This window comes from Streptomyces sp. Ru71 (genome assembly GCF_002920535.1).
Taxonomy (GTDB): Bacteria; Actinomycetota; Actinomycetes; order Streptomycetales; family Streptomycetaceae; genus Streptomyces.
This window is the reverse complement of record NZ_PQSS01000101.1, coordinates 1-24,687: the sequence shown is the minus strand read 5'-3', so window position 1 is coordinate 24,687 and position 24,687 is coordinate 1. Positions and strand designations below refer to the sequence as shown.

At 72.5% G+C, this 24,687-nt stretch carries 18 protein-coding genes, 1 rRNA gene and 3 pseudogenes; 4 read left to right on the top strand and 18 right to left on the bottom strand.

Features of this window, described 5'->3' with window-relative positions; genetic code table 11:
- The 3 genes from C3489_RS34460 to C3489_RS34450 all read right to left on the bottom strand — a co-directional run.
- The coding region (locus tag C3489_RS34460) for an ATP-binding protein (protein WP_181139963.1) at positions 1 to 446 on the bottom strand (446 nt) is incomplete at its 3' end.
- Positions 447 to 716: 270 nt separating this feature from the next.
- Positions 717 to 1,343, bottom strand: a complete 627-nt coding sequence (locus C3489_RS34455; protein ID WP_103786065.1) for an NUDIX hydrolase — start codon at positions 1,341 to 1,343, stop codon at positions 717 to 719.
- A gap of 123 nt (positions 1,344 to 1,466) precedes the next feature.
- Entirely contained in the window at positions 1,467 to 3,116 is a 1,650-nt protein-coding gene (locus C3489_RS34450) for a CTP synthase (protein WP_103786064.1), read from the bottom strand.
- A 514-nt stretch (positions 3,117 to 3,630) separates the two neighbouring features.
- On the opposite strand from C3489_RS34450, the gene C3489_RS34445 reads away from it, so the two are divergent.
- The gene (locus tag C3489_RS34445; RefSeq protein WP_103786063.1) at positions 3,631 to 5,433 is read left to right on the top strand and encodes a glycoside hydrolase family 15 protein; all 1,803 of its coding nucleotides are present in this window, start codon (positions 3,631 to 3,633) and stop codon (positions 5,431 to 5,433) included.
- 73 nt (positions 5,434 to 5,506) lie between these two features.
- Here C3489_RS34445 and C3489_RS34440 read toward each other — a convergent pair whose 3' ends face one another.
- The 3 genes from C3489_RS34440 to C3489_RS34430 are packed head-to-tail and all read right to left on the bottom strand — an operon-like array spanning position 5,507 to position 9,627.
- Entirely contained in the window at positions 5,507 to 6,475 is a 969-nt protein-coding gene (locus C3489_RS34440; protein ID WP_103786062.1) for an LLM class F420-dependent oxidoreductase, read from the bottom strand.
- Positions 6,476 to 6,503: 28 nt separating this feature from the next.
- Entirely contained in the window at positions 6,504 to 8,114 is a 1,611-nt protein-coding gene (locus C3489_RS34435) for an NAD(P)/FAD-dependent oxidoreductase (RefSeq protein WP_258055078.1), read from the bottom strand.
- Positions 8,115 to 8,124: 10 nt separating this feature from the next.
- Positions 8,125 to 9,627: an APC family permease gene (locus C3489_RS34430; protein ID WP_103786060.1), complete on the bottom strand. Its 1,503-nt coding sequence runs from the start codon at positions 9,625 to 9,627 to the stop codon at positions 8,125 to 8,127.
- A gap of 233 nt (positions 9,628 to 9,860) precedes the next feature.
- Between C3489_RS34430 and C3489_RS34425 the strand changes: the two are divergent.
- A pseudogene (locus C3489_RS34425) lies at positions 9,861 to 11,505 on the top strand (PucR family transcriptional regulator).
- 6 nt (positions 11,506 to 11,511) lie between these two features.
- Here C3489_RS34425 and C3489_RS34420 read toward each other — a convergent pair.
- The 5 genes from C3489_RS34420 to C3489_RS34400 all read right to left on the bottom strand — a co-directional run bounded on the left by C3489_RS34420 (position 11,512) and on the right by C3489_RS34400 (position 16,718).
- Positions 11,512 to 12,648 carry a glycosyltransferase family 4 protein gene (locus C3489_RS34420; RefSeq protein WP_103786059.1) on the bottom strand — a complete coding sequence of 379 codons (1,137 nt, stop codon included), beginning with the start codon at positions 12,646 to 12,648 and terminating at the stop codon, positions 11,512 to 11,514.
- Between the two features lie 268 nt (positions 12,649 to 12,916).
- Positions 12,917 to 14,659: a DNA repair protein RecN gene (gene recN / locus C3489_RS34415; protein WP_181139962.1), complete on the bottom strand. Its 1,743-nt coding sequence runs from the start codon at positions 14,657 to 14,659 to the stop codon at positions 12,917 to 12,919.
- A 52-nt stretch (positions 14,660 to 14,711) separates the two neighbouring features.
- Entirely contained in the window at positions 14,712 to 15,617 is a 906-nt protein-coding gene (locus C3489_RS34410) for an NAD kinase (protein ID WP_103786058.1), read from the bottom strand.
- The gene (locus C3489_RS34405; protein ID WP_103786057.1) at positions 15,614 to 16,429 is read right to left on the bottom strand and encodes a hemolysin; all 816 of its coding nucleotides are present in this window, start codon (positions 16,427 to 16,429) and stop codon (positions 15,614 to 15,616) included. Before C3489_RS34405 ends, C3489_RS34410 begins: the two co-directional genes overlap by 4 nt.
- A 7-nt stretch (positions 16,430 to 16,436) precedes the next feature.
- Positions 16,437 to 16,718 carry a hypothetical protein gene (locus C3489_RS34400; protein ID WP_103786056.1) on the bottom strand — a complete coding sequence of 94 codons (282 nt, stop codon included), beginning with the start codon at positions 16,716 to 16,718 and terminating at the stop codon, positions 16,437 to 16,439.
- 42 nt (positions 16,719 to 16,760) lie between these two features.
- Here C3489_RS34400 and C3489_RS34395 point away from each other — a divergent pair, with 42 nt between their 5' ends.
- Positions 16,761 to 17,108 (top strand): SCP2 sterol-binding domain-containing protein, encoded by a 348-nt coding sequence (locus C3489_RS34395; RefSeq protein WP_103786055.1) that lies wholly within the window; start codon positions 16,761 to 16,763, stop codon positions 17,106 to 17,108.
- A 36-nt stretch (positions 17,109 to 17,144) separates the two neighbouring features.
- Here the strand turns inward: C3489_RS34395 and C3489_RS34390 are convergent, their stop codons facing one another.
- The 4 genes and pseudogenes from C3489_RS34390 to C3489_RS34375 all read right to left on the bottom strand — a co-directional run.
- The gene (locus tag C3489_RS34390; protein WP_103786054.1) at positions 17,145 to 17,978 is read right to left on the bottom strand and encodes an ABC transporter ATP-binding protein; all 834 of its coding nucleotides are present in this window, start codon (positions 17,976 to 17,978) and stop codon (positions 17,145 to 17,147) included.
- Positions 17,975 to 19,033 (bottom strand): iron chelate uptake ABC transporter family permease subunit, encoded by a 1,059-nt coding sequence (locus C3489_RS34385; protein ID WP_258055077.1) that lies wholly within the window; start codon positions 19,031 to 19,033, stop codon positions 17,975 to 17,977. The genes C3489_RS34390 and C3489_RS34385 overlap by 4 nt, the downstream gene beginning before the upstream one ends.
- Positions 19,030 to 20,073: an iron ABC transporter permease gene (locus C3489_RS34380; protein WP_103786052.1), complete on the bottom strand. Its 1,044-nt coding sequence runs from the start codon at positions 20,071 to 20,073 to the stop codon at positions 19,030 to 19,032. The genes C3489_RS34385 and C3489_RS34380 overlap by 4 nt, the downstream gene beginning before the upstream one ends.
- A 67-nt stretch (positions 20,074 to 20,140) precedes the next feature.
- Positions 20,141 to 21,163 (bottom strand): annotated as a pseudogene (locus C3489_RS34375) (HAD hydrolase-like protein); the annotation flags it as partial.
- Between the two features lie 75 nt (positions 21,164 to 21,238).
- On the opposite strand from C3489_RS34375, the gene C3489_RS34370 reads away from it, so the two are divergent.
- On the top strand, positions 21,239 to 22,531 hold the full coding sequence (locus tag C3489_RS34370) for a DUF1015 domain-containing protein (RefSeq protein WP_103786051.1): 1,293 nt from the start codon (positions 21,239 to 21,241) through the stop codon (positions 22,529 to 22,531).
- 68 nt (positions 22,532 to 22,599) lie between these two features.
- Here the strand turns inward: C3489_RS34370 and C3489_RS39095 are convergent, their stop codons facing one another.
- From C3489_RS39095 to rrf, 3 genes and pseudogenes are all read right to left on the bottom strand, one after another.
- Complete coding sequence (locus tag C3489_RS39095; RefSeq protein WP_219822004.1) at positions 22,600 to 23,340, bottom strand: tetratricopeptide repeat protein; 741 nt, start codon at positions 23,338 to 23,340, stop codon at positions 22,600 to 22,602.
- Between the two features lie 252 nt (positions 23,341 to 23,592).
- Positions 23,593 to 24,372, bottom strand: a pseudogene (locus C3489_RS40100) (tetratricopeptide repeat protein); the annotation flags it as partial.
- 114 nt (positions 24,373 to 24,486) lie between these two features.
- Positions 24,487 to 24,603: ribosomal RNA gene (rrf, locus tag C3489_RS34360) — 5S ribosomal RNA — on the bottom strand.
- Positions 24,604 to 24,687 lie beyond the last annotated feature (84 nt).

Genomic DNA, 24,687 nt, shown 5'->3' with positions numbered 1-24,687 from the left:
TGCTCGGCGCCGGCCGCGTCGTCCAGCAGGAGCAGCACCCTGCGGTCGGCGAGGGCGTCGCGCAGCGCCTCGGTCAGGTCCTCCTCACCGGCCCCGGGCGCCACGGTCCGCTCCAGCGCGGCGAGCAGCTCGCGGGCGACCCGGTCGACGGGGACGGGCGTGCCGTCGGCCTCGCTGAGCCGGGCGCGCAGCACCCCGTCCTGGTAACGGTCCGCGACCTGCCGGACGAGTTCCTCGGCGAGCGCCGTACGCCCCGAGCCGGGACGCCCGGCGATCAGCAGCACCCGCGCGCGGGGGGCCTTCCTGCCGCTGAGCGTGTCCAGTCCCGCGCGCTCGATGTCGGCGCGCAGCTCCTTCAACTCCCGTGTGCGGCCCAGGAACCCACCGTCCACCGCCGCATCCGCCGTCAGACCCACGCCGTCTACGTCCACCGCCTGTTCCGTCACGGGCCACGCTCCCGTTCAACCGCACGCCTGGGACCCGCCGGAACTCCGATCGGGCGCCATCAGAGCCTAGTTCACGCTCTGCAACGATCCCGGCGGAGCACTCCGGCACCGGCCCAGGACTCGCCCGATCGGATCAACGGATCGTAGGACCAACGGCTGGGCAGTACCGACAAGGGGCGCGGGGCCGTATCGATTTGCGGCTACCGCCGCGTGGGCGCGACGAGCCACGACGGCGCAGCACCTGAAAAGACGACCCAGGCCACGCAGACGCTAGACCTCGAACGGCCGCGCGGGCCACGGCGCCAGCGCCGGCCGCAGCGCCTCCACCCCGTCCCCCTGCCGGGCGGCGACGAGGGACAGCACCCCGACCACCAGACACGTGTTGTGCAGCTCACCCGCGAGAATCCCGCGCACCAGCTCATCGAGCGGCACCCGCGCGTGCTGCATGTCCGTCTCCTCGTGCTCCGCGGCGAACCGCTCGCCCTCGGCGTCGGACAGCCCCCGGGCCAGGAAGATCCGTACGGCCTCGTCGCAGCCGCCGGGCGTGGTGTACACGTCGGTCAGCACCCGCCAGTCCTCGGCCTTGACGTGCGCCTCCTCGTACAGCTCGCGCTGGGCGGCGTGCAGCGGGTTCTCGCCGGGCACGTCCAGCAGGCCGGCCGGGATCTCCCACAGCTTGTGCCGCACCGGGTGGCGGTACTGGTTGATCAGCAGCACCCGGTCCTCCTCGTCCAGCGCGAGGACGGCGACCGAACCGGGGTGGACCTGGTAGTCACGGGAGGCCACGGAGCCGTCGGGCATGACGACGTCGTCGGTCCGGACCGAGGTCTTGGCCCCGGTGAACGGGGTCCGGGTCGCGCGGATCTCCCACTCCTCGGGGGTGTCCTTGATCGTCATGCCCTGTCCTTCCACACGTACTACGACACGTACCACTGCACGTACTGCGACGAACTGCGGCGTACAAAACCGGGGTGCCCACCGTTGAGGGAGGGCACCCCGGCAACCGTACAACTGGGTGTGCTACTTGGAATTCTTCCGCTCGACCGCGGCCTTCACCAGGCCGGCGAACAGCGGGTGCGGACGCGTCGGACGCGAGCGCAGCTCCGGGTGGGCCTGGGTGGCCACCAGGTAGGGGTGCGTCTCACGCGGGTACTCGACGTACTCGACGAGCTTGCCGTCCGGCGAGGTGCCGGAGAACACGATGCCCGCCTTCTTCTCCAGCTCCGCGCGGTAGGCGTTGTTCACCTCGTAGCGGTGGCGGTGGCGCTCCTCGACGTACTCCTTGCCGTCGTACACCTCGCGCACGATCGAGCCCTCGGCCAGCTTCGCCGGGTACATGCCGAGCCGCATGGTGCCGCCCATGTCGCCCTCACCGGCGACGATGTCCATCTGCTCGGCCATGGTGGAGATGACCGGGTGGCCGGTGGCCGGGTCGAACTCGGTGGAGTTGGCGTCCGGGATGTCGGCCAGGTTGCGCGCGGCCTCGATCACGATGCACTGCAGGCCCAGGCACAGGCCGAGCAGCGGGATCTTGTTCTCGCGGGCGTACTTGATCGCGCCGACCTTGCCGAGCACACCGCGGTCGCCGAAGCCGCCCGGGATGCAGATGCCGTCGACGTCCGACAGCTGCGCCTTGGCGCCGGCCGGGGTCTTGCAGTCGTCGGAGGTGACCCACTTGATCTTGACGCGGGCGCGGTTGGCGAAGCCGCCCGCGCGCAGCGCCTCGGTGACCGACAGATAGGCGTCGGGCAGGTCGATGTACTTGCCGACCAGGGCGAGGGTGATCTCGTGGTCGGGGTTGTGGACGCGGTCCAGCAGGTCGTCCCAGGTGGTCCAGTCGACGTCCCGGAACGGCAGGTCGAGCTTGCGCACGACGTAGGCGTCCAGGCCCTCGGAGTGCACGACCTTCGGGATGTCGTAGATCGAGCGGGCGTCGGGGCAGGCCACGACGGCGGCCTCGTCGACGTCGCACATCAGCGAGATCTTCCGCTTGATCGCGGTGGGCACCTCGCGGTCGCACCGCAGGACAATGGCATCGGGCTGGATACCGATGTTGCGCAGCGCCGCCACCGAGTGCTGGGTCGGCTTGGTCTTCAGCTCGCCGGAGGGGCCGATGTACGGCAGGAGCGAGATGTGCACGACGAAGACGTTGTCGCGGCCGACCTCGTGACGCACCTGGCGGACGGTCTCCAGGAACGGCAGCGACTCGATGTCGCCGACGGTGCCGCCGACCTCGGTGATCACGACGTCCACCTCGTCGGTGGCCATGCGCCGGATGCGGTGCTTGATCTCGTTGGTGATGTGCGGGATGACCTGCACGGTGTCACCGAGGTACTCGCCGCGCCGCTCCTTGGCGATCACCGTCGAGTAGACCTGGCCGGTGGTGACGTTGGCGGAGCCGTCGAGGTCGCGGTCGAGGAAACGCTCGTAGTGGCCGATGTCCAGGTCGGTCTCGGCGCCGTCGTTGGTGACGAACACCTCACCGTGCTGGAAGGGGTTCATCGTGCCCGGGTCGACGTTCAGATACGGGTCGAGCTTCTGCATGACGACGCGCAGGCCACGGGCCTTGAGCAGCATGCCGAGGCTGGAGGCGGTCAGCCCCTTGCCGAGCGAGGAGGCGACACCCCCGGTGACGAAGATGTGCTTGGTCGTCGTGGATTTGGTCGGCATGGCCAAAGGGGGGCTCCCGTGGTCGCGGTCTGGGGGTGCGATGCGGCTGGACCCTTCCGGGTGTTTCCGGGGGTGCCGTCGCTGCGGTTCGGGGGTTTTACTCCCACCGGTCCACGGGCTACCAGGGTATCAGCGACCGGCACCGATGGCTTCCGGCCACGCTCCGCGCACACGTCGACACCCGGCACGCATCGGCCACATGTTTCTCACCCGATGGTCACTCGTTCGGTGGATGTCCGTTGCCCGGACGGGCACGCGGATCATCTATGTGCGTCGTATCCTGCTCGGACACTCGCTGCCGAGCCCGGCCGGGTACCACGGCACCACCCCCCGCCCGTACATCACCGGAACAACGAGAGCTCGTCAGTTCGTTGAGCAGGAATTGTCGTTTTGCCACAGAGGCTGAGCGGCTGCTTTGCTTCACCGCTCAACGACGCAATACAACGACCCCTTGACCGCACTAGCGACAGCCCCGCGCACGCGGGGCGGCGTGGCCGTTCGACTGGAGTTGCACGTGGCCGGGCGCATCGAAGACTACGCACTCATCGGAGACATGCAGACAGCGGCGCTGGTCTGCCGTGACGGCACGGTGGACTGGCTGTGCCTGCCGCGCTTCGACTCGCATGCCATCTTCGCCGGCCTGCTGGGTACCGAGGAGCACGGGTACTGGCGGATCGGCCCGGCGCACGCGCCCGACCAGCAGCCGCCGGCCGCGGCCCGGCGCAGCTACCGCGGCGACTCGCTGATCCTGGAATCGGAGTGGGACACACCGCGCGGCACGGTCCGGGTGACCGATTTCATGCCCCCGCGTGACGGCGCCCCCCAGCTGATCCGGATTGTCGAGGGCGTCTCGGGCCGGGTCCCGATGCGCTCCGCGCTGCGCATGCGGTTCTCCTACGGCCGGATCGTGCCGTGGGTGCACAAGCACGAGGGGCGCACGGTGGCCGTGGCGGGCCCGGACTCCGTGTGGTTCGACACGCCGGCCGAGACCTACGGCAAGTCGCTGACGACGTTCTCGGAGTTCACGGTCGCGCCGGGCGACCGGATCGCGTTCACCATCTCCTGGCAGGCCTCGCACCGCGAGCCGCCGCCGCTGCCGGAGCCCGAGCAGTCGCTGGAGGCCACCGAGGACTTCTGGCGCGAGTGGGTCGAGCAGTGCACGTACCACGGCCCCTACCGGGAGGCCGTGATCCGGTCGCTGATCACCCTGAAGGCGCTGACGTACGCCCCGACGGGCGGCATCGTCGCGGCCCCCACCACGTCCCTGCCGGAGGACATCGGCGGCGTCCGCAACTGGGACTACCGCTACACCTGGCTGCGCGACGCGGCGATCACCCTGTCCTCGCTGCTGCGCACCGGCTACCGCGAGGAGGCCCGCGCCTGGCGCGAGTGGCTGCTGCGCGCGGTGGCCGGCGACCCGGAGAACCTGCAGATCATGTACGGCATCGCCGGCGAGCGCGAGCTGGGAGAGGCGGAGCTGGACTGGCTGCCGGGCTACGAGAAGTCCGCGCCGGTCCGGGTCGGCAACGGCGCCGCGCACCAGCTCCAGCTGGACGTGTACGGCGAGGTCACCGAGGCGCTGCACCTGGCCCACATGACGGGTCTGGCCCGCAACGACTACGCCTCGCTGCTCCAGCTGAAGCTGATCAGCTATCTGGAGAAGCACTGGCAGGAGCCGGACGAGGGCATCTGGGAGGTGCGCGGGCCGCGTCGGCACTTCGTGCACTCCAAGGTGATGGCCTGGGTCGCCGTCGACCGCACGATCAAGCTGCTGGAGTCCGGCGAGGCGGACGGCCCGGTGGAGCGCTGGAAGGAACTGCGCGACGACATCCACCGCGAGGTGTGCGAGAAGGGTTACGACAAGGAGCGCAACACCTTCACGCAGTCCTACGGCTCCAAGGAGCTGGACGCCTCGCTGCTGCTGATCCCGCAGATGGGCTTCCTGCCGCCGGACGACAAGCGCGTGATCGGCACCATCGAGGCGATCCAGCGGGAGCTGTCCACGCCGGACGGCTTCATCCTGCGCTACCCCACGGAGGGCGAGCACGCGGGCGTGGACGGCCTCCCGGGTGACGAGGGCGCGTTCCTGGCGTGCTCGTTCTGGATGGCCGACGACCTGGCGATGATCGGCCGCGTGGACGAGGCCCGGCGGCTGTTCGAGAAGCTGCTCTCCCTGCGGAACGACCTCGGGCTGCTGGCGGAGGAGTGGGATCCGCGGTTGAAGCGGCAGGTGGGGAACTTTCCGCAGGCGTTCAGTCACGTGCCGTTGATCGATACAGCGCTGCGGTTGACTGCGTCTGGCGCTTACGGGGGGTAGTGCCGGCCCAGGTCGTCTTTCGGGTGCGGGTTTGTTGTGGCTGGTCGCGCAGTTCCCCGCGTCCCTGGGTTGGCTAGTGCTGGACCCGGTTCGTCAGTTCCGTCAGCGTGCGTTCCCCTCCCGGATCGCCTTGTGTCGCCGGGACCAGCGCGATCTCGTCCAGGCCCGCCTCGGCGTACTCGTCGATGCGGGTCTGGATCGTTTTCGGGGCGCCGATCAGGCCTACCTTGGACGCCGCCTCCGCCGGCAGTGCCTCGATGAGGGTCTCCCGGTCCGCGCCCGCCGCTGCCAGGTCGACCGCCTCGCCGAAGCCGGCCGCGCGGAACATGTCGGCGTATCCCGCCACCGTCAGGTACCCGGCGATGCTGCCCAGCACCTGCCGTACCGACTCGGGTGAGGGGTCGACCGCGGCCGGCAGCCACGCGGCCAGCGTCGGCGGGGTACGGCCCGCCCGCTGCGCCGCCGCGTCCAGCTTGGCGCGCAGCACCCGCACCTGCTCCGGTGTGACCAGGTCCAGCAGCATCCGGTCGGCGTGGGCGGCGGCGATGCCGATGGCCCGGTCGCCGAAGGCGGCCACGGTCAGCGGGCCGCCGGGCGGCGCGAGACGGCGGCGGAAGGGGCTGCCGGGGACGACCGGCCCGCCGGGCTCCGCGTGCAGCAGGCCCTTGAGCGCCGCCGCCGACTCATCCATGACCGCCGCGGGCCGGGTCCGGGGCCGCCCGTGCACGCCCTCGACCACCCGCTTGCTGGCGGTGCCGATCGCCACGCCCACGGCCCGGCCGCCGGTCACGGCGGCGGTGCCCGCGGCGCCCCGGGCGATGCTGTAGGCGTCCCGCACGGACACCGGCACCGGCCCCGCCGTCAGCGCCACCCTGCGCGTCGCCGCGCCGATCGCGGTGGCCAGCACGAACGCGTCCCAGGTCGGCCCCTCGCCGACCCACACCTCCCGGTATCCGAGCCGGTCGGCGAGCGCCGCGATGCGCAGCGGCTCGTCGACCGGGCTGTCGTCCTCACGTGCCACGGCGACCACACTGAAGTCCATGCGGCGCCGCTACCCGATGCACACGCATCTAACCCAGCTGGGCGATCACCTCTCTGGCCGCCCGCTCGCCCTCGGTCGCGCCGCCCTCCATGAACCCCTGGAAGTCGTAACTGCAGTGCTCGCCGCCGATGTGGACGTTGCCCTGCGCGGTCCCCTCGTAGCCGGCGTAGCGGTGCAGATAGCCCACCGGCCAGTAGGAGTAGGCGCCCAGGGAGTAGGGGTTGAGGTGCCAGGCGGACAGCTGGGCGCGGCCGGTCCAGGCGGCCGAGGTGCCGGGGAAGAAAGCGTCGATGTCCTTGAGGTACTTCCCGGCGAGGGCCTTGACGTAGGGATCGCTCTCGTACGAGAACGGGCCCGCCGGCGCCAGCGACTTGGCCAGGCTGCCGCCGCCGTACTGGATGAGGATGCCGCCGGTGCCGGGCTGGACCTTGGTGGTGTCCCAGGTCTGCTGGACCTCGCTGTCGGTGAAGCACTCCCCCGCCGACACCCCCGGCCAGGCCCCGGTGCCGCGCCAGGGGCGGCGGGAGAACTGCATGTTGAGCTTGGTGCAGTACCCCATGCGGGCGTCCCGCAGCAGGCTGGTCATCCGGGTGTCGAAGCCCGCCTTGGTCAGGTCGAGCCGCTGCAGGATGGGCAGCGGCACGCACAGGACGGTGTGGTCGGCGGTGACGGTGCGGATGCTGCCGGCCTCGTTGAAGGTCAGGGTCTGGGTGCCGTCGGCGTTGGCCCGTACCGCCTGCAGCGACCAGCCGTGCCGGATCGTGCCGTCGGGCAGGAAGTCCGCTATGGCGTGCGGGAGTTGGTCGTTGCCGCCGATGATGTGGTAGCGCTCGTTGGACAGGCCCCAGATGTTGAAGTCGCCGGGATTGGTCTGATAGCCCATCAGCAGCACCAGGGCCAGCGAGGACTGGTCGACCGTGTCGGCGCCGTACTCGACGTTGTAGGCGACGTCGAAGAGCTGCCCCAGCGGTGAGGCGTGGCCGCCGGGCACCCGGGTCTCGATCCAGTCGTACAGGGACATGTTGTCCAGGGCGGTGCCGGCCGCGGTGGTCTGGTTCCACTTGACCTCGCCTGCGGCCTGCAGGTCGGAGTGCAGTGCCTGGTAGACGGCGTTGAAGTCCTTGTCGGCCTGCTCGCGCGGGTAGTAGGCGCCGTCGAACCAGAAGACCTCCTCGGCTCCGTTGGGTCCGCCGCCGAGGAAGTCCTCCAGGGGCAGGCCGAAGCGGCGGCACAGCTCCTGGATCTTCTTGTGGCTGGTGTCGATCAGCTCGCCGCCGATCTCCGAGGTCTGACCCCAGGCCCAGTGGTCGCGCTGGGAGTACATGCGCCCGCCGACGCGGTCGGGGTTGGCCTCGTAGAGGGTGCAGGCGTATCCGGCGTCGTGCAGGGTGAGCGCCGCGGTGAGTCCGGCGATGCCGGCGCCGACGACGGCGATCCGGGGCGCGGACGCGGCTGCGGCTGCGGCTGCCGCCGGTGCCGGGACGGCCGCCGCCGTCACGGCGGCGGTGGCCAGGGCGCCCTTGAGGACGCTGCGGCGGCAGAGCTGGCGTGCCTCGGCGACGGGCACGCCGAGCCGCCGGGCGGCGGCATGGTCGGCGGTGAGGCTGCGCAGGGCGTGCATGAGCTGCGTACGGGACACGTTCGGCTCCTCAGACGTTGGCGTGGGCGTGCTCGTCGTCCGTGCGCTCGGCCGCGTCCTCCAGGACGATCCGGCCGATGATCTCGTAGCGTTCCGGCCGCCGGGCCCGCAGATACAGGCCGAGCCCGAGGCCGCCGAAGAAGACCAGCCCGACGATCCAGGGGATGGCCTTGAAGAACAGGGAGTGGGCCGCCGTACCGGCCGCGGTGTCCATGTTGATCACCAGCAGCACCACCACGGCGGTCATGCCGATCCCGCCGAGCAGGGGTGCGGTCAGGGTGCGGAACCAGTGCCGGTCCTCGGGGTGGTTCTTGCGGAAGTAGCCGATGACCGCGAAGGAGCACAGGGTCTGCACGATGAGGATCGCCATCGTGCCGAGGATCGCCAGCAGTGTGTACAGGTGGATGTACGGGTCCTGGCCGGTCGCCCAGAAGGCGCCGACGAGGGCGACGGCGATGACGGACTGCACGAAGGAGGCGATGTACGGCGAGCCGTGCCGGGGGTGGGTGCGGCCGAGGGCGGGGTTCAGGAAGCCCTCGCGGCCGATGGCGTACAGATAGCGGGCGGCGCACTGGTGGAAGGCCATGCCGCAGGCGAACGAGCCGGTGATCAGCAGCCACTGGAAGGCGTGCACGGCCCAGGCGCCGATGAAGGTGTGCGCGGGGTCGAAGAACAGGTCGAGCGGGCTGGTGCCGGCGGAGACCTTCACCGAGCCCTGCAGGCCGTTTCCGGCGATGGTCATCCAGGAGACGTAGATGTAGAACAGGCCGACGCCGACGACGGAGATGATCGTGGCGCGCGGGATGACCCGCTTGGGGTCGCGGGACTCCTCGCCGTACATCGCCGTCGACTCGAAGCCGACCCAGGACCAGAAGGCGAAGAACAGGCCGAGCCCGGCGGAGGCGCCGGTGAAGGCGTTCTTGGGGTTGATGGGCTCGACGGGGATGCCGTCGGGTCCGCCGCCGTGCAGGAGTACGGCGGTGGCGACCGCGAAGAGGACGGCGATCTCCGCGATGAGCATCACGCCGAGCGCCTTGGCGGTGAGGTTGATGTCGAAGAACGCCAGGACGGCCGTGACCAGCAGCATGGCGGCGGCGTACAGGACCCAGGGCAGGTCGACGCCGAGCTGGTCGTGGACGGTGGTCTTGGCGAAGTAGGAGAAGACGCCGACGATGGACGCCTCGAAGACGATGTACGCCAGTACCGCGAGCATTCCCGAGGCCATGCCGGCGATCCGGCCCAGGCCGTGCGAGATGTAGCCGTAGAAGGCGCCCGCCGCGGTGATCCGGCGGGCCATCGCGACATAGCCGACGGAGAAGACCGTCAGCACGAGCGTGGCGAACAGATAGCCGGCGGGTGCGCCGGTGCCGTTGCCGTAGCCGACCGCGATGGGCAGGTTGCCGGTCATCGCGGTGATGGGTGCGGCGGTCGCCACCGCCATGAACACGACACCCACCAGTCCTACGGAATTCGCTTTGAGGCGCTGCACCTCTCGCGTGGGTGTTTCTGCCATTCCCCGCCCCTCTCGCCATTTCTTCCAGGTATTCACAACGAAATCCGAAGATCACGTAGGGGTTTCCCTGCGGATGCGACAGTGTGGCGGTGGAGTGACGCATGCCACAACAGACAGGCGGTCGCGCTATTGAGCGCCCGGGGCGACGCAGTGTCGTGCCGGGCGCGGTGGTGATCGTTCCTGTAACCGCCCGGAGATGTCACCGGAACGTCCGCGCGGGTAGCGTCCGCTGCATGGACAGCCGCACCGACCACCGATTCGACACCCAGGGCACCGGGATCACCGTGCAGCGGGCACTGGAGCTGCCGGGCCTGCGCAGCGGGCTCCCCGAGGTGCTGGCGGGCGCCGACCGGCTGGGGCGCGCGGTGCGCTGGGTGCACGCGGGCGAGGTGCCGAACATCGCCTCCCTGCTCAAGGGCGGCGAGCTGCTGCTGACCACGGGCTACGGCGTCGGCACCCGGCCGGCCGAGCAGCGGGCGTTCGTGCGGACCCTGGCCGAGCGGGGCATCGCGGCCCTGGTCGTGGAGCTGGGACCGCGTTTCGTGCGGCTGCCGGCGCCGCTGGTGGAGACAGCGCGGGCGGCGGGGCTGCCGCTGGTGCAGCTGCACCGCGAGGTGCCGTTCGTGACGGTCACCGAGGAGATCCACACCGAGATCGTCAACGGCCACTACGCGCTGCTGCAACGGGCGGAGGAGGTGCACCGGCGCTGCACCGAGGCCCTGCTGGGCGGCGGCGGAGTACCCCAAGTGCTCGGCATCCTGGCCGACTTCAGCGGCAACCCGGTCTTCCTGGAGACGGCCGACGGCCAGCTGCTGTACGCCGCCGGGGCCGGACCGGAGGGCACCGATCCGCTGCAGGTGTGGGAGGGGCTGCGCGGCCCGCACAAGGACGCTCCGCCGCCGTCGGGTTCGGTGCTGGTGGACGTCCCCGGCGGCGGTCCGGGCACCGGTTCGGTCCGGGCGCGGCTGGTGCTGCTGCCGGTGCGTTCCCCGCTGGCCCCGGTGCACCGGATCGCCGCCGAGCGTGCCGCGGGCATCCTCGCGGTGGTGCTGATGCAGGCCCGCCAGGAGGAGGAACTGGCAGCGCGCGGACGCGGCGACTTCCTCACCGACCTCGCCGAGGGGCGCATCACCGCCGAGGACGCCCCGGCCCAGGCGCGTGTCCTGGGCTTCAAGCCGGGCTCGGGTCCCCTCCTTCCGGTGGTGATGCGGCTCGGCGACGCCCTCTCCCCCGGCGGCGGCTGGGCGGTGCTGGCCCGTGCCGTGTCGGAGGAGCTGGCCGCGGTGGGCGTGCCGGTGCTGCTCGGTGTGCGCCCGGTGGAGGGCCGGGTGCTGGTGCTGCTGGGCCTGCGCACGGAGTCGGAGCGCTCGGCGGTCGCCGACCGGGTCGCGGCGGCACGTGCGGGCGGGTGTGGAGCGGGCCGGGATGCAGCGGCCGGGCGCGCAGCCGCCGGTCGTGGTGGTCGGGGTCGCGGGCGGCTGGGCGGCGGCCTCGGCAGGACTTCGGCACGCGGCCGAGACGGCGACGGCGGCCCAGGGGCTCACCGACCGCCCCTGGTACGACGCCCGCCGCCTGGACATCGACCTGCTGCTGTGGCGGCTGCGCGACCACCCCGACCTCGCGGCCTTCGTGGACCGGGCGATCGGCCCGCTGCGCGACCACGACCGCCGCTCCCGCCCCCCGCTGCTGCCCACCCTGGAGACCTACCTGGCGCACGCCGGCCGCAAGGCGGAGACGGCCCGCGAGCTCCACCTGAACCGCCAGACCCTCTACAACAGGCTGGCCCGCATCGGCGAGCTGCTCGGCACCGACCTGGACGACCCGCAGACGGTGCTGGCCCTGAGCCTGGCCCTGCGGGCCCGCCGGCACGTGCCCTGACAGGCCCTAGAGGGGCAGCACGGGCTGGGTCAACTCGTCGTACACGCTGAGCACTTGGGCGACGGTCTCGTCCTCCGTCGGCCAGGTCGCGGTCTGCCGGGTGCCCCGGTCCCGCAGTTCCTCGCACCGGCCGGGATCGCCCAGCAGCCGGACCACGCGCTCGGCGAGCGCCCCGGCGTCGGCGTACGGCACCAGTTCGGCGGCGTCGCCGACGAGTTCGCGGATGCCGCCGACGTCGGTCGCGACGAGCGGCACGCGCGCGTGCAGGGCCAACTGGGCGAGCACGGACCGCGACTCGCGCCGGCTGGGCAGCAGCGCCAGATCGGCGGCGGCGATCAGGTCGCCGACGTCGTCCCGGCGTCCGAGCAGCCGCACCGGCAGCCCCTCGTCCTCGATACGGCGCTGCAGCTCCGCCCGCAGCGGCCCCTCGCCGGCGATCACGACCAGCGGCGCCGGCTCCAGGGAGCGCCACACGCGCGCGGCGTCCAGCAGGACGTCGTAGCCGCGGTGCCGTTCGAGGGAGCCGACCGCGAGCAGCAACGGGCCCGCCGTCGCCCCGAGTTCGGCCCGCACCTTGGCCCGCCGCCGCTCGCTCACCCCGCCCTGGCCGGCGGTGCGCGGCCCGGGCACGGAGACGGCGGCGAGCCGGGCGTCCCGGGCTCCGGTGCGCCGGGCGAGGTCGACCAGGTCGGAGCTGGTGCCGAGCACCACGGCGGCGGTCCTCACCACCCGCCGCTCCAGCAGCCGCAGCAGATGGGCGCGCGGCCCCTCGGCGTGGGCCCGGTCGTGCCAGGTGACCACGAGCGGGGTGTGCCTGCCGCTGAGCGCGAGCACGGTCCGGAAGGAGGCGTGCAGCCCGTGCGCGTGCACCAGGTCGGCGTTCGCGCAGGCGGTGCGCAGCGCGGCGACGGACACCGGGTCGCTGCTGCGCGGCACGGGCACGTGGTCGGCGCCGGCGCCGGTGAAGTCGTAGGCGTGGTCGGCCTCGTAGGGGGCGCACACGGTGACCTTCACGCCCCGCGCGACGAGCCCGGCGGTCAGCGAGCGCACATGGGCGCTGCTGCCGGCGTTGCCGCCGCCCAGCACCTGCACGGTGCGCAGCGGCGACTGGCCGTGCGGTGACGGGCTGCTCGCGGGGGTCACGTGGCCGGGCTCCTGGGTCGGCGTCGGACGGTCACGAAGAGAACGTACAGAAGGATCGGGCCCGCAGGGTGAACCGCGCCGTTTCCTCCGACACTCCGCCAAGGATGCCAGGCGGCACGGGCGTTCCGTGAACATCGGGGGCGCACGACCGACGCGGGCGCCCCCCGGGGTCACTCACACGAGTGACCCAGCCGCCTCGCGCACCTTCGCTGTGCGGACCGCGGCCCCGCCCGGGTGAGGCCCCGGCGGACGCTGCCCGCCCCCGGCCTCACGCGTCCGCGCGCGCCGTCGCCAGCAGTTCCTCCGCGTGGGCCCGGGCCGTCTCGGAGTCCTCCTGGCCGGCCAGCATCCGCGACAGCTCGCGGACGCGCTCCTCGCCCTCCAGGACCTTGACGCCGGAGCGGGTCACCGAGCCGTCGTTGGTCTTCTCCACCAGCAGCTGCCGGTCGGCGAACGCGGCCACCTGCGGCAGGTGCGTGACCACCACGACCTGCGCGGACTTGGCGAGCCGCGCCAGGCGCCGGCCGATCTCCACCGCGGCCTTGCCGCCGACGCCGGCGTCGACCTCGTCGAAGAGGTACGTCGGCACCGGGTCCGTGCCGGCGAAGACGACCTCGACGGCCAGCATCACGCGGGACAGCTCACCGCCGGAGGCGCCCTTGGCGATCGGCCGGGGCGGCGCCCCGGGGTGCGGGGCGAGCAGCAGCTCGACCTCGTCGACGCCGTGCGGGCCGTAGCCGACCGTGCGGCCGTGCACCTCGACGCCCTCGGGGTCGTCGGTCTGCCGGATGTCGAACGACACCCGCGCGTGCGGCATCGCCAGCGACGCCAGCTCCTCGGTCACGGCGGCCGCGAACCGTTCGGCGGCCTCGGTGCGGGCCTCGGTCAGCGCCTGGGCGAGGCCGCCCAGTTCGACGCGCAGCCCGTCCCGTTCGGCGGTCAGCTCCTCGATCCGCTCGTCGTCGCCGTCGAGCTCGGTCAGCCGCCGCGCGGCGCGCTCGGCCCACGCCAGGACGGCGCCGATGTCCTCGCCGTACTTCCGGGTCAGCTGCGTCAGCGCGGCCCGCCGCTCCTCGACCGCCGCGAGCCGCAGCGGATCGGCGTCCAGGTCGTCGGCGTATCCCGCCAGCTCACCGGCGACGTCACCGAGCAGGATGCCGATCTCACCGATCCGGTCGGCGAGCGCGGCCAGCGCCGGATCGTGCGCCCGGACGGCCTCCAGGGCCCGCTGGGCGCCCGCGACGAGCGTGTTGGCGTCGATGCCCTCGGGGTCCTCCGGATCGCCCGCGAGAGCGCGGTGGGCGGCGTTCGCGGCGGACGCCAGCGCCTCGGCGTGCCCGAGCCGCTCGGCCTCCTCGGCCAGCTCCACGTCCTCACCGGCGCGCGGCTCCACCCCGGCGATCTCGTCGAGGCCGTAGCGCAGCATGTCGGCCTCCTGGGCCCGCTCACGCGCGCGTGTGGTGATCTCGTCCAGCTCGTTCGAGACCGCCCGCAGCCGCTTGTACGCCTCCCGGTACTTGGCCAGCGGCACGGCGACCGCGTCCCCGGCGTACCGGTCCAGCGCCGCCCGCTGCCGGGACAGCTTCAGCAGCCCCTGCTGGTCGGTCTGCCCGTGCACGGCCACCAGGTCGTCGGCCAGCTCCGCGAGCAGTCCCACGGGCACCGAGCGCCCGCCGACGTGCGCCCGCGAGCGGCCCTCGGCGGACACGGTGCGGCTGATCAGCAGCGCCCCGTCGTCCAGCTCGGCCCCGGCCTCCTCGGCGCGTACGACGGCGCCCGCGTCCGCGGGTACGGTGATCCGGCCCTCGACGACCGCCTTCTCGGCACCGATCCGTACGAGCGCCGCGTCGGCGCGTCCGCCCAGCAGCAAGCCGAGGCTGGTGACCACCATGGTCTTGCCCGCACCGGTCTCGCCGGTGACGGCGGTGAACCCGGGCGACAGCTCGACAACGGCGTCGTCGATGACTCCGAGCGACCGTATCCGCATCTCTTCCAGCACGCACAAGACCATACGAGGTCCGGCGGGGCGAGTGCGACCGCCCCGCCCTTGTCACCCACGCGAGCTAGTGCGGCGCCCCGCGCCACCCCGAGACCGGCAGCGCGAACTTCGCGACGAGCCGGTCCGTGAAGTTCGCGTGGTGCAGCCGGGCGAGGCGCACCGGCACGGCACCGCGCCGCACCTCCACGCGCGCCCCCGGCGGCAGCTCCACCGTCCGCCGCCCGTCGCACCACAGCACCCCAGGCGGGACGTGCGGCAGCACCTCGACGGCCAGCACCGAGTCCGGCGCGGTCACCAGCGGCTTGGCGAACAGGGCGTGCGCGCTGATCGGCACCATCAGCAGCGCCTCGACCTCCGGCCACACCACCGGCCCACCGGCCGAGAACGCGTACGCCGTCGACCCGGTCGGCGTCGCGCACACGATCCCGTCGCAGCCGAACCCGGTCACCGGACGGCCGTCGATCTCCAGCACGACCTCCAGCATCCGCTCGGCGGACACCTTCTGCACGGCCGCCTCGTTCAGCGCCCAGTCGGTGTGCACGATGTCGCCGTTGCGGTGCACGACGACGTCGACGGTCATGCGCTCCTCGACCTCGTACGACCGCGCCACCACCCGGTCGACGACCTTCTCCAGGTCGTCCCGCTCGGCCTCCGCGAGGAACCCGACCCGCCCCAGGTTGACGCCGAGCATCGGCACCCCGGACGCCCGCGCGAACTCCGCACCGCGCAGCAGCGTCCCGTCACCGCCGAGGACGATGAGCAGCTCGCACCCGTCGAGGCACTGCGGGGTCGCCTCCTTGACCAGCTGCACCTCGTCCGGCAGCGGCAGGTCGACCGCCTCCGCCTGCAGCACCCGCACCCCGATACCGGACCGCAGCAGGCCCTTCACCACGAGCTCGGCACTGCGCACGGCCGCCGGCCGGCCGGTGTGGGCGAGCAGGAAAACAGTACGAGCTCGGTTCTGGGTCAACGCGGCCCCTCCGCCACAGCACGGTCAACTTCGGCCGGGTCCAGGGCGGGCGCCCCGGCACGCAGCCACAGAAAGTACTCGACATTGCCGGACGGCCCGGGCAGCGGGGACGCGGTGACACCCTTCACCCCGAGCCCCAGCTCCCACGCCTTCCCGGCCACACCCCGCACGGCCTCCGCCCGCAGCTGCGGACTCCGTACGACACCCCCGCTGCCCAGCCGCTCCTTCCCCACCTCGAACTGCGGCTTGACCATCATCACGAGATCGGCGTCCGGCGTCACGCACCGCACCAGCGCGGGCAGCACCAGACCCAGCGGGATGAACGACAGGTCCCCCACGACCAGATCCACGGGCACCCCGTCGATCGCCTCCAGCGTCAACTCGCGTACGTTGGTACGGTCCTTGACGGTGACGCGTTCATCGCTCTGCAGCGTCCAGGCGAGCTGTCCGTAGCCGACGTCCACCGCGACCACGTGGGCGGCCCCGGCCCGCAGCAGCACATCGGTGAAGCCGCCCGTGGAGGCGCCCGCGTCCAGCGCCCTGCGGCCCTCGACGACCAGCCCCTGCGGCACGAACGCCGCCAGCGCCCCGGCGAGCTTGTGCCCGCCGCGCGAGACGTAGTCGGGGTCGCTGTCGTCGGCCGTGACGACGATCGCCGCCGCGGTCTCCACCTGTGTGGCGGGCTTGGTCGCGACGGTCTTGCCGACGGTGACCCGCCCCGCGGCGATCAGCTGGCTGGCATGCTCACGCGAGCGCGCGAGCTTGCGGCGGACCAGCTCCGCGTCCAGACGGCGACGTGCGACTCCTGCCACGGTGGGTTCAGCTCCTGTTCCCGTACGACGGTGGGGGCGCCGGAGGTCCCGGGCGGGCGTCGAGCGCGGTGAGCGCGTCGCGCAGCCCCCGGTGTACATCCTCGTACACCTGCAGATGCCCGTCCGTGGCGAGGTGGTCGGCGTCGGCCAGCCGGTCCAGGGCGGCGTCCACGTCGGCGTTGCCGGTGGGGGTCCGGGGCACGTCCAGCGGCGCGGGCGCGGCGGGGTCGTACGCCGGCTCCCGCGGCTCCTCCTCCTGCGCCCCGGCTTCGGGCACGGTGTCGCTCATGCCCAGACGCTACCCCGAAGCCCTGCGGTACCGTCGAGCGCGATGGCCACGATCGAGGAGTGCCGTAGCGCACTCGACAAACTTTCGGACAACATGCAGCACGCCGAGGGTGACGTCCGCGACGCCGCGGCCCTGGACCGCTCGGTGAGCTGCCACATCAAGGACCTGGACGTCACCTTCGTGGGGCGGCTGACCGGCGGCCGGATCCGGGTGGACGACACCCTGGACGGCCCGCCCCCGCAGCGCGCCGAGATCCGGCTGGCGATGGCCGGCGACGATCTGGTCGCCCTGGTGGACGGCGAGCTGAACTTCGCCCGTGCCTGGGGTTCGGGCCGGGTGAAGCTGGAGGCGAGCCTGCTCGACCTGTTCCGGCTCAGGAAGCTGCTCTAGGACCCCGCGACGCCGGGATGATCGAAACGGCCGGGCCTAGGCCCGTACGCGGGCTTTCCGGGCGGCCGGCACCACCAGCGGCGTGCCCGTCTCCGGGTCGTCGATGACCTGGCAGCGCAGGTTGAAGACCTCCTCGACCAGTTCGGCCGTCACCACCTCCTTCGGAGCGCCCTCGGCGACGACCCGGCCGCCCTTGAGGGCGATCAGGTGCGTGGCGTAGCGGGCGGCGTGGTTGAGGTCGTGCAGGACGGCGACGAGCGTGCGGCCCTGCTCCTCGTGCAGCTCGGCGCACAGGTCGAGGACGTCGATCTGGTGCTGGATGTCCAGGTAGGTGGTCGGCTCGTCGAGCAGCAGCAGCGGGGTCTGCTGGGCGAGCGCCATCGCGATCCACACCCGCTGCCGCTGACCTCCGGACAGCTCGTCGACGTACCGGTCGGCGAGTTCCGCGACCCCGGTCTGCGCCATGGACTCCCGTACAACCCGCTCGTCCTCGCCCGACCACTGGCGCAGCAGGCCCTGATGCGGGTAGCGGCCGCGGCCGACGAGGTCGGCGACGGTGATGCCGTCCGGCGCGATCGACGACTGCGGCAGCAGGCCGAGGGTGCGGGCGACCTTCTTCGCCGGCATCGACTGGATGACCTGCCCGTCCAGCAGCACCCGGCCCTGGCTGGGCTTCAGCATCCGCGACAGCGCCCGCAGCAGCGTCGACTTGCCGCACGCGTTCGGACCGACGATCACCGTGAAGGACCGGTCCGGGATCCGCACCGACAGCTGCTCGGCGATGACCCGCTGGTCGTAGGCGAGGGTGACGTTCTCGGCGGACAGGCGGTTCACGGTGCTCCTATCGGTGGTTCGATGCGTGCCGCTCATACCCGGCCCGCCCGGCGCTCGGCGACCAGCAGCCACAGCAGGTAGGCGCCGCCGAGGACGCCGGTGACCACGCCGACGGGCAGCTGGTCGGCGCCGAACAGCCGCTGGGAGGCGAAGTCGGCGCCGACCAGCAGGGTGGCGCCCATGCACAGCGACGGCACCAGGTTCGGGCCGGGCGAGCGGGTCAGCCGGCGGGCGAGCTGGGGCGCGGTGAGGGCGACGAAGCCGACGGGGCCGGCGGCGGCCGTGGCGGTGGCGGTGAGCAGGACGGCGGCCACCATCAGCAGCATCCGCACACGCTCGACGCGCACCCCCAGGGCGCCGGCCATGTCGTCGCCCATCTCCATCATCCGCAGGCCCCGGGCGTTGGCGAGGACCAGCGGCACCAGCACCGCGCACAGCGCGAGCAGCGGCCACACCTGCTCCCAGCCGCGGCCGTTGAGGGAGCCGGTCATCCACACGATGGCGCGGGCCGCGTCGACCAGGTCGGCCTTGGTGATGAGGTAGCCGTTGACGGCCGTGGCGACCGCGGAGACACCGATGCCGACCAGGACCAGCCGGTAGCCGTGCACGCCCTGCTTCCAGGCGAGCAGATAGATGGCGAGGCCGGTCAGCAGCCCCCCGGCCAGCGCCCCGAGGGTGACCTGGGTGGTGGTGCCGCCGACCAGGACGATCATCACGAGGGCGCCGGCCGTCGAGCCCTGCCCGAGGCCGAGGACGTCCGGGCTGCCCAGCGGGTTGCGGGAGATGGCCTGGAACAGCGCACCGCCCAGGCCCAGCGCGGCCCCGACCAGCAGGCCGACCAGGACCCGCGGCAGCCGCAGCTCGCGGATGATGAACTCCTGGCCGGGGTTTCCGTCGCCGAGCAGCGTCCGGATCACGTCCCCGGCGGAGATCGGGAAGTCGCCGGTGCCGATGAGCACGACGCTCGCGGCGAGCGCGGCCACCAGCAGCAGGGCCACGACGACCAGGGCGCGCGGGTCGAGGCGTACGGACAGCCCGCCGGGGCCGCGCAGCGCACGCGGGGCCCGCGTCTTCCTCACTGCCGTGCTCACAGCTGCGCCGTCCTTCGCCGCCGGACCAGGAAGATGAAGACCGGGCCGCCCAGGACCGCGGTGACGACACCGACCTGGAGCTCGGAGGGCCGTACGACGATCCGGCCGAGCACGTCCGCGCCGAGCAGCAGCACCGGCGACAGGACCGTGGCGTAGGGCAGGATCCAGCGCAGGTCGGGTCCGGTGAAGGAGCGCACCACGTGCGGCACCATCAGCCCGACGAACAGGATCGGCCCGCAGGCCGCGGTGGCCGCCCCGCACAGCACGGTGGCGGCGAGCATGGCCAGCGCCCGGGTCCGGTTGAGGTGGGCGCCGAGGGCCTTGGCGGTGTCGTCGCCGAGGGACATGGCGTTCAGCGGGCGGGCGAGGAAGAGCGCCAGCAGGGTGCCGACCGCGAAGAACGGCAGCACCTGCCTGACGGTCGAGTCGGTCGCGGCGTTCAGCGAGCCGACGGTCCAGAACCGCATCTTGCCCAGCGCCGCGTCGTCCATGATCATCACGGCCTGTACGAACCCGTACAGCGCGGCGGTGATCGCGGTGCCGGCGAGCGCGAGCCGGACGGGCGTGGCGCCCCGGCTGCCGCCGAGGAACCACACCAGCGCGCCCACGCCGGCGGCCCCGAAGAAGGCGAACCACACATAGCCGGTCAGGCTGGTGACGCCGAGATAGGTGATGGCCGTGACGACCGCGGCGGAGGCGCCCGCGTTGATGCCGAGCAGCCCGGGATCGGCGAGCGGATTGCGGGTGAGCGCCTGCAGCACCGCCCCGGCCAGGCCGAGCGCCGCCCCGGCGAGCAGGCCGAGCGCGGTCCGCGCGAGCCGGTCGTCGACGACGACGTCGCCGTACGTCCCGCTGGCGTGGAACAGACCGTGCCAGACCTGCTCCACGGACAGCTGCTTCGCACCGATCGCGATGCTCGCCACCACGACGAGCGCCAGGTTCGCCACGGCGACCAGCAGCCCGACGGCACGTATCGCGCGGCGGCTCGGAGGCGCGTCAGCGGTCGCCGCGCGCGGTTCGGGAGGACTGTCGACCAACACGAGGTTAGGTTAGCCTACCCTCGCATCGGTCTACGATCCCCGGTCGTGGCGGAACGCCCCGCTCACAGCCCAGCCGTGCCAGCGCCTTCCCCCCGTCCAGCTCGCACACACCGTCCCCGGCCACCGTCCAGGCCGCCGCGCACAGCGCCCGCAGACCGTCCAGCGCCTCACCGTCCCCGTCCAGCACGAGCTGCCCTTCCCCGGCACTCGCCGTCCACCCGCCGCACCGGAACCCGTCACCCTCTTCGGTGATCTCCGGCTGCCCGGTGAGCAGCCCGCGCAGATCCGCGTCGACGTACGTCGGCCGGTGCTGCGGCGGCGCGGCCAGCAGCTGCGCGCCGTCGGTCACGCCGGTCAGCACGAGCAGCGAGTCCACCCCGCCGTTGAACGCGCCCTCGATGTCCGTGTCCAGCCGGTCGCCCACCACCAGCGGCCGCTTCGCCCCCGTGCGCAGGATCGTCTCCCGGTGCATCGGCGGCAGCGGCTTGCCCGCCACCTGCGGCTCGGCACCGGTCGCGATCCTGACCACCTCCACCGCGGCACCGTTGCCCGGCGCGATGCCCCGCCCACTGGGGATCGTCAGATCCGTGTTGGACGCGAACCACGGCACCCCGCGCGCGACCGCGTAGGACGCCTCCGCGAACCGCCCCCAGGGCAGCTCGGGACCGCCGTACCCCTGCACCACCGCCGCCGGATCGTCGTCCGCCGACTCCACCGGCACCAGACCGCGCTCGCGCAGCGCCACCCGCAGCCCGTCACCGCCGATCACCAGCACCCGCGAACCCACCGGCACCTGCTCGCTGATCAGCCGCGCCACCGCCTGCGCCGAGGTGATGACGTCCCCGGCGCCCGTCGGTATGCCCAGCTCCGTCAGATGCGCGGCGACGGCGTCCGGGGTGCGCAGCGCGTTGTTCGTGACGTACGCGAGATGCATCCCGCCCTCGCGTGCCGTCTCCAGCGACTCCACGGCGTGCACGATCGCGTTCCCGCCCGCGTACACCACCCCGTCCAGATCGAGCAGCGCCGTGTCGTACGCCTCGCTCAGGGCCTGCCCACTGCCCTCGGGCCTCGTCCTGACGCTCCGGCTCATTCCGCATCGCTCCTCGGTTCGCATGCTCTTTCCCCCGATCATCGCGCATGCCACCGACACACGTACGATGCCGGGATGGACACAGCAGGTCACTCGGAAGCAACGGCGCCCCGAGGCTTGGAACTCACCCCGTTCCGGGGCCTGCGCTACGACCCCGACCGGGTCGGCAGCCTCGCCGCCGTGACATCACCGCCGTACGACGTCGTGGTCCGCCCCGACGGCCTGCACCATCTCCAGTCGTCGGACCCGTACAACATCGTGCGCCTCATCCTCCCCCAGGCCGGCACCCCCAGCGCCCGCAACGAGCAGGCCGCCGACACCCTGCGCCGCTGGCTCGACGAGGGCGTCCTGACCGCCGACCCGGAACCCGGCCTGTACGTCTACGAGCAGCGTGACGGCGACGGCATGCTCCAGCGCGGCCTCATCGGCGCCCTGCGCGTGACCGATCCGCAGGACGGCCTGGTCCTGCCGCACGAGGACGTCATGCCGCACGTCGTGGCCGACCGCGCCGCCCTGATGCGCGCCACCTCCGCCAACCTCGAACCCCTCCTGCTGACCTACCGCGGCAACGGCCCCACCGCCGCCGCCACCCGGGCCGTCGAGCGCGCGGCCGAACAGCCCCCGCTGCTGTCGACGACCACCGAGGACGGCTTCACCCACCGCCTGTGGGCCGTCACCGACCCCGCCGAGCTGGCCGCGATCCAGGCCGACCTGGCCCACCACCAGGCCCTGATCGCCGACGGCCACCACCGCTGGGCCACCTACCGCCGACTCCGCCAGGAACACCCCTCCCCCGGGCCCTGGGACTACGGCCTGGTCCTGCTCGTCGACACCGCCCGCTACCCGCTGCGCGTGCGCGCCATCCACCGGCTCCTGCACGGCCTGCCCGTCGCGGACGCCGTCGCCGCCGTCGAGGGCCACTTCCGCGTGCGGCGCCTTGAGGTGCCCCTGCCCGAGGCCCTGGACGCCCTCGCCGACGCGGCCTGCGCCGGCAACGCCTTCCTGCTGGCCGGCGACGGCGCCTTCCACCTCCTCGACCGCCCCGACCCGGCACTGCTGGCCCGCACGGTCCCCGCCGACCGCCCGGCGGCCTGGCGCACCCTGGACGCGACGGTCCTGCACGCCACGCTCCTGGCGCACATCTGGCACATCCCCGAGGACTCACCGGCCCACATCGCCTACATCCACGACACGGCCGCCACCGTCACCAAGGCCGAACGCGACGGCTCCACAGCGGTCCTGCTGCACCCCGTCCGCGAGGAGGTCGTCCGCGACCTCGCCCGCCAGGGCGTGACGATGCCCCGCAAGTCGACGTCGTTCGGCCCGAAGCCGGCCTCCGGCCTGGTCCTGCGCGCACTCGACCTCTGACGGCGGCACAACGACAAGAGGGCGGGCCCCCCGGAAAACCGGGGACCCGCCCTCTGGCGTCATGGCGATCAGCTGTCGTCGCCGTCAGCGTCCTTCTCGGAGGACTCCGCCGCCTCGGCGTCCGCGTCCTCGTCCAGCGCGTCGACGAACTCCACACCGTCCAGCTCGGCGAGCCGGTCCGACGCGTCCGTGCTGCCGTCCCGGTCCGCCTCCACGGCCTTGGCGAACCACTCGCGCGCCTCGTCCTTGCGGCCGGCGGCCAGCAGTGCGTCGGCGTACGCGTACCGCAGCCGCGCGGTCCACGGCTGAACCGAGTTGGAGGCCAGCTCGGGGCTCTGCAGGGTCACGATGGCCGCGTCCAGCTGCCCCATGTCCCGCCGCGCACCGGCCGCGACCAACCGCATCTCGACCTGGCCGGCCTTGTCCAGCTTGTGCACCTCGGGAGCACCGGCCATGTCCAGCGCCTTCTCCGGCCGCCCGAGCCCACGCTCGCAGTCGGCCATCACCGGCCACAGGTCGACGCTCCCGGTCATCCGCCGCGCGGCCCGGAACTCGGCGAGAGCCTCGCTGTACTTCTGGTTCGCGTACGCCGCGAACCCGGCGGCCTCGCGCACGGCGGCGACGCGCGACGCCAGCCGCAGGGCCACCTTGGAGTAGCCGTAGGCGCCCTCGGGGTCCTCGTCGATGAGCCGCGCGACCATCACCAGGTTCTTGGCGACGTCGTCCGCGAGCGTCTTCGGCAGGCTCTGCAGCTCCTGGCGTACGTCCTTGTCGATCTCCTCGCCGGTGACGTCCTGCGGGATCGGCAGCCGCTTGATCGGCTCGCGGTCGCGGTCCCGCTCCCGGTCCTCACGGAAACGGCCACCGCCGCGCCGGTCGTCCCGACGGTCGTCGCGCCGGTCGTCGCGCCCACGGAAACCGCCCGGACGGCCACCACGGTCGTCCCGACGGGGGCCACGGCCACCGCGGTCGTCGTCACGCCGGCCGTACCCACCGCCGCGGTTGTCGTCGCGACGGAACCCGCCACGGTCGTCGCGCCGGTCGTCTCGCCGGTCATCGCGACGGTCGTCACGCCGGCCGAAGCCGCCGCCGCGGTTGTCGTCGCGACGGAAGGCGGGACGGTCCCCGCGCTCACCACGGTCGTCGCGGCGGAACGGGGGGCGTTCGCCACGGTCGTCGCGGCGGAACGAGGGACGCTCACCGCGGTCGTCGCGGCGGGGGCCCCGGTCACGGTCGTCACGGCGGCCGTACCCAGCACGGTCCCCACCGTCACGACGACCGTAGCCACCGCGGTCGTCGCGGCGGTCGTCTCGCCGGTCATCACGACGATCGTCCCGGCGGAACCCACCACGGTCGTCACGGCGATCATCCCGGCGGTCGTCACGACGGTCGTCGCGGCGGAACGGGGGGCGCTCGCCACGGTCGTCGCGCCGGCCGAAGCCGCCGCCGCGGTTGTCGTCGCGACGGAAAGCGGGACGGTCACCGCGCTCACCACGGTCATCGCGGCGGAACGAGGGACGCTCGCCACGGTCGTCGCGCCGCGGGCCCCGGTCACGGTCGTCACGGCGGCCGTAGCCGCCACGGTCGTCGTCACGCCGGCCATAGCCACCACCGCGGTTGTCGTCGCGACGGAAGCCGCCACGGTCACCGCGGTCGTCACGGCGGTCATCACGTCGGTCATCACGACGATCGTCCCGGCGGAAACCGCCGCGGTCGCCACGGTCGCCACCGTCACGCCGGCCATAGCCACCACGGTCGCGGTCGTTGCCGCGACGGAAGCCGCCACGGTCGCCGCGGTCACCACCCTCCCGTCGCCGCTGGTCGCGCTCCGGTCGGTCGTCGGGAGAGTTGGTGGACATCGGTGACTCCTGTCTTCGGTACCGCAAGTATTGTAAAAACGAAAGGACCCCTGGTCCCAGCTGAACGCTGGTGACCAGGGGTCCTTCCCAAAGATTGTTCGGCGGCGTCCTACTCTCCCACAGGGTCCCCCCTGCAGTACCATCGGCGCTGTAAGGCTTAGCTTCCGGGTTCGGAATGTAACCGGGCGTTTCCCCTACGCTATGACCACCGAAACCCTAATGGTTTCGAGCGAACAAGCACACTCTTCTATTATGCGTTCTGCTCAAAGCCGGCAACTGTTCGTTGCCTCAGAACTG

Excerpts from the sequence above, each read along its gene's own strand:
- C3489_RS34455 (WP_103786065.1), bottom strand. The coding sequence starts at position 1,343 with ATGACGATCAAGGACACCCCCGAGGAGTGGGAGATCCGCGCGACCCGG.
- C3489_RS34450 (WP_103786064.1), bottom strand. The coding sequence starts at position 3,116 with ATGCCGACCAAATCCACGACGACCAAGCACATCTTCGTCACCGGGGGT.
- C3489_RS34440 (WP_103786062.1), bottom strand. The coding sequence starts at position 6,475 with ATGGACTTCAGTGTGGTCGCCGTGGCACGTGAGGACGACAGCCCGGTC.
- C3489_RS34430 (WP_103786060.1), bottom strand. The coding sequence starts at position 9,627 with ATGGCAGAAACACCCACGCGAGAGGTGCAGCGCCTCAAAGCGAATTCC.
- recN (WP_181139962.1), bottom strand. The coding sequence starts at position 14,659 with ATGGTCTTGTGCGTGCTGGAAGAGATGCGGATACGGTCGCTCGGAGTC.
- C3489_RS34400 (WP_103786056.1), bottom strand. The coding sequence starts at position 16,718 with ATGAGCGACACCGTGCCCGAAGCCGGGGCGCAGGAGGAGGAGCCGCGG.
- C3489_RS34395 (WP_103786055.1), top strand. The coding sequence starts at position 16,761 with ATGGCCACGATCGAGGAGTGCCGTAGCGCACTCGACAAACTTTCGGAC.
- C3489_RS34390 (WP_103786054.1), bottom strand. The coding sequence starts at position 17,978 with ATGAGCGGCACGCATCGAACCACCGATAGGAGCACCGTGAACCGCCTG.
- C3489_RS34370 (WP_103786051.1), top strand. The coding sequence starts at position 21,239 with ATGGACACAGCAGGTCACTCGGAAGCAACGGCGCCCCGAGGCTTGGAA.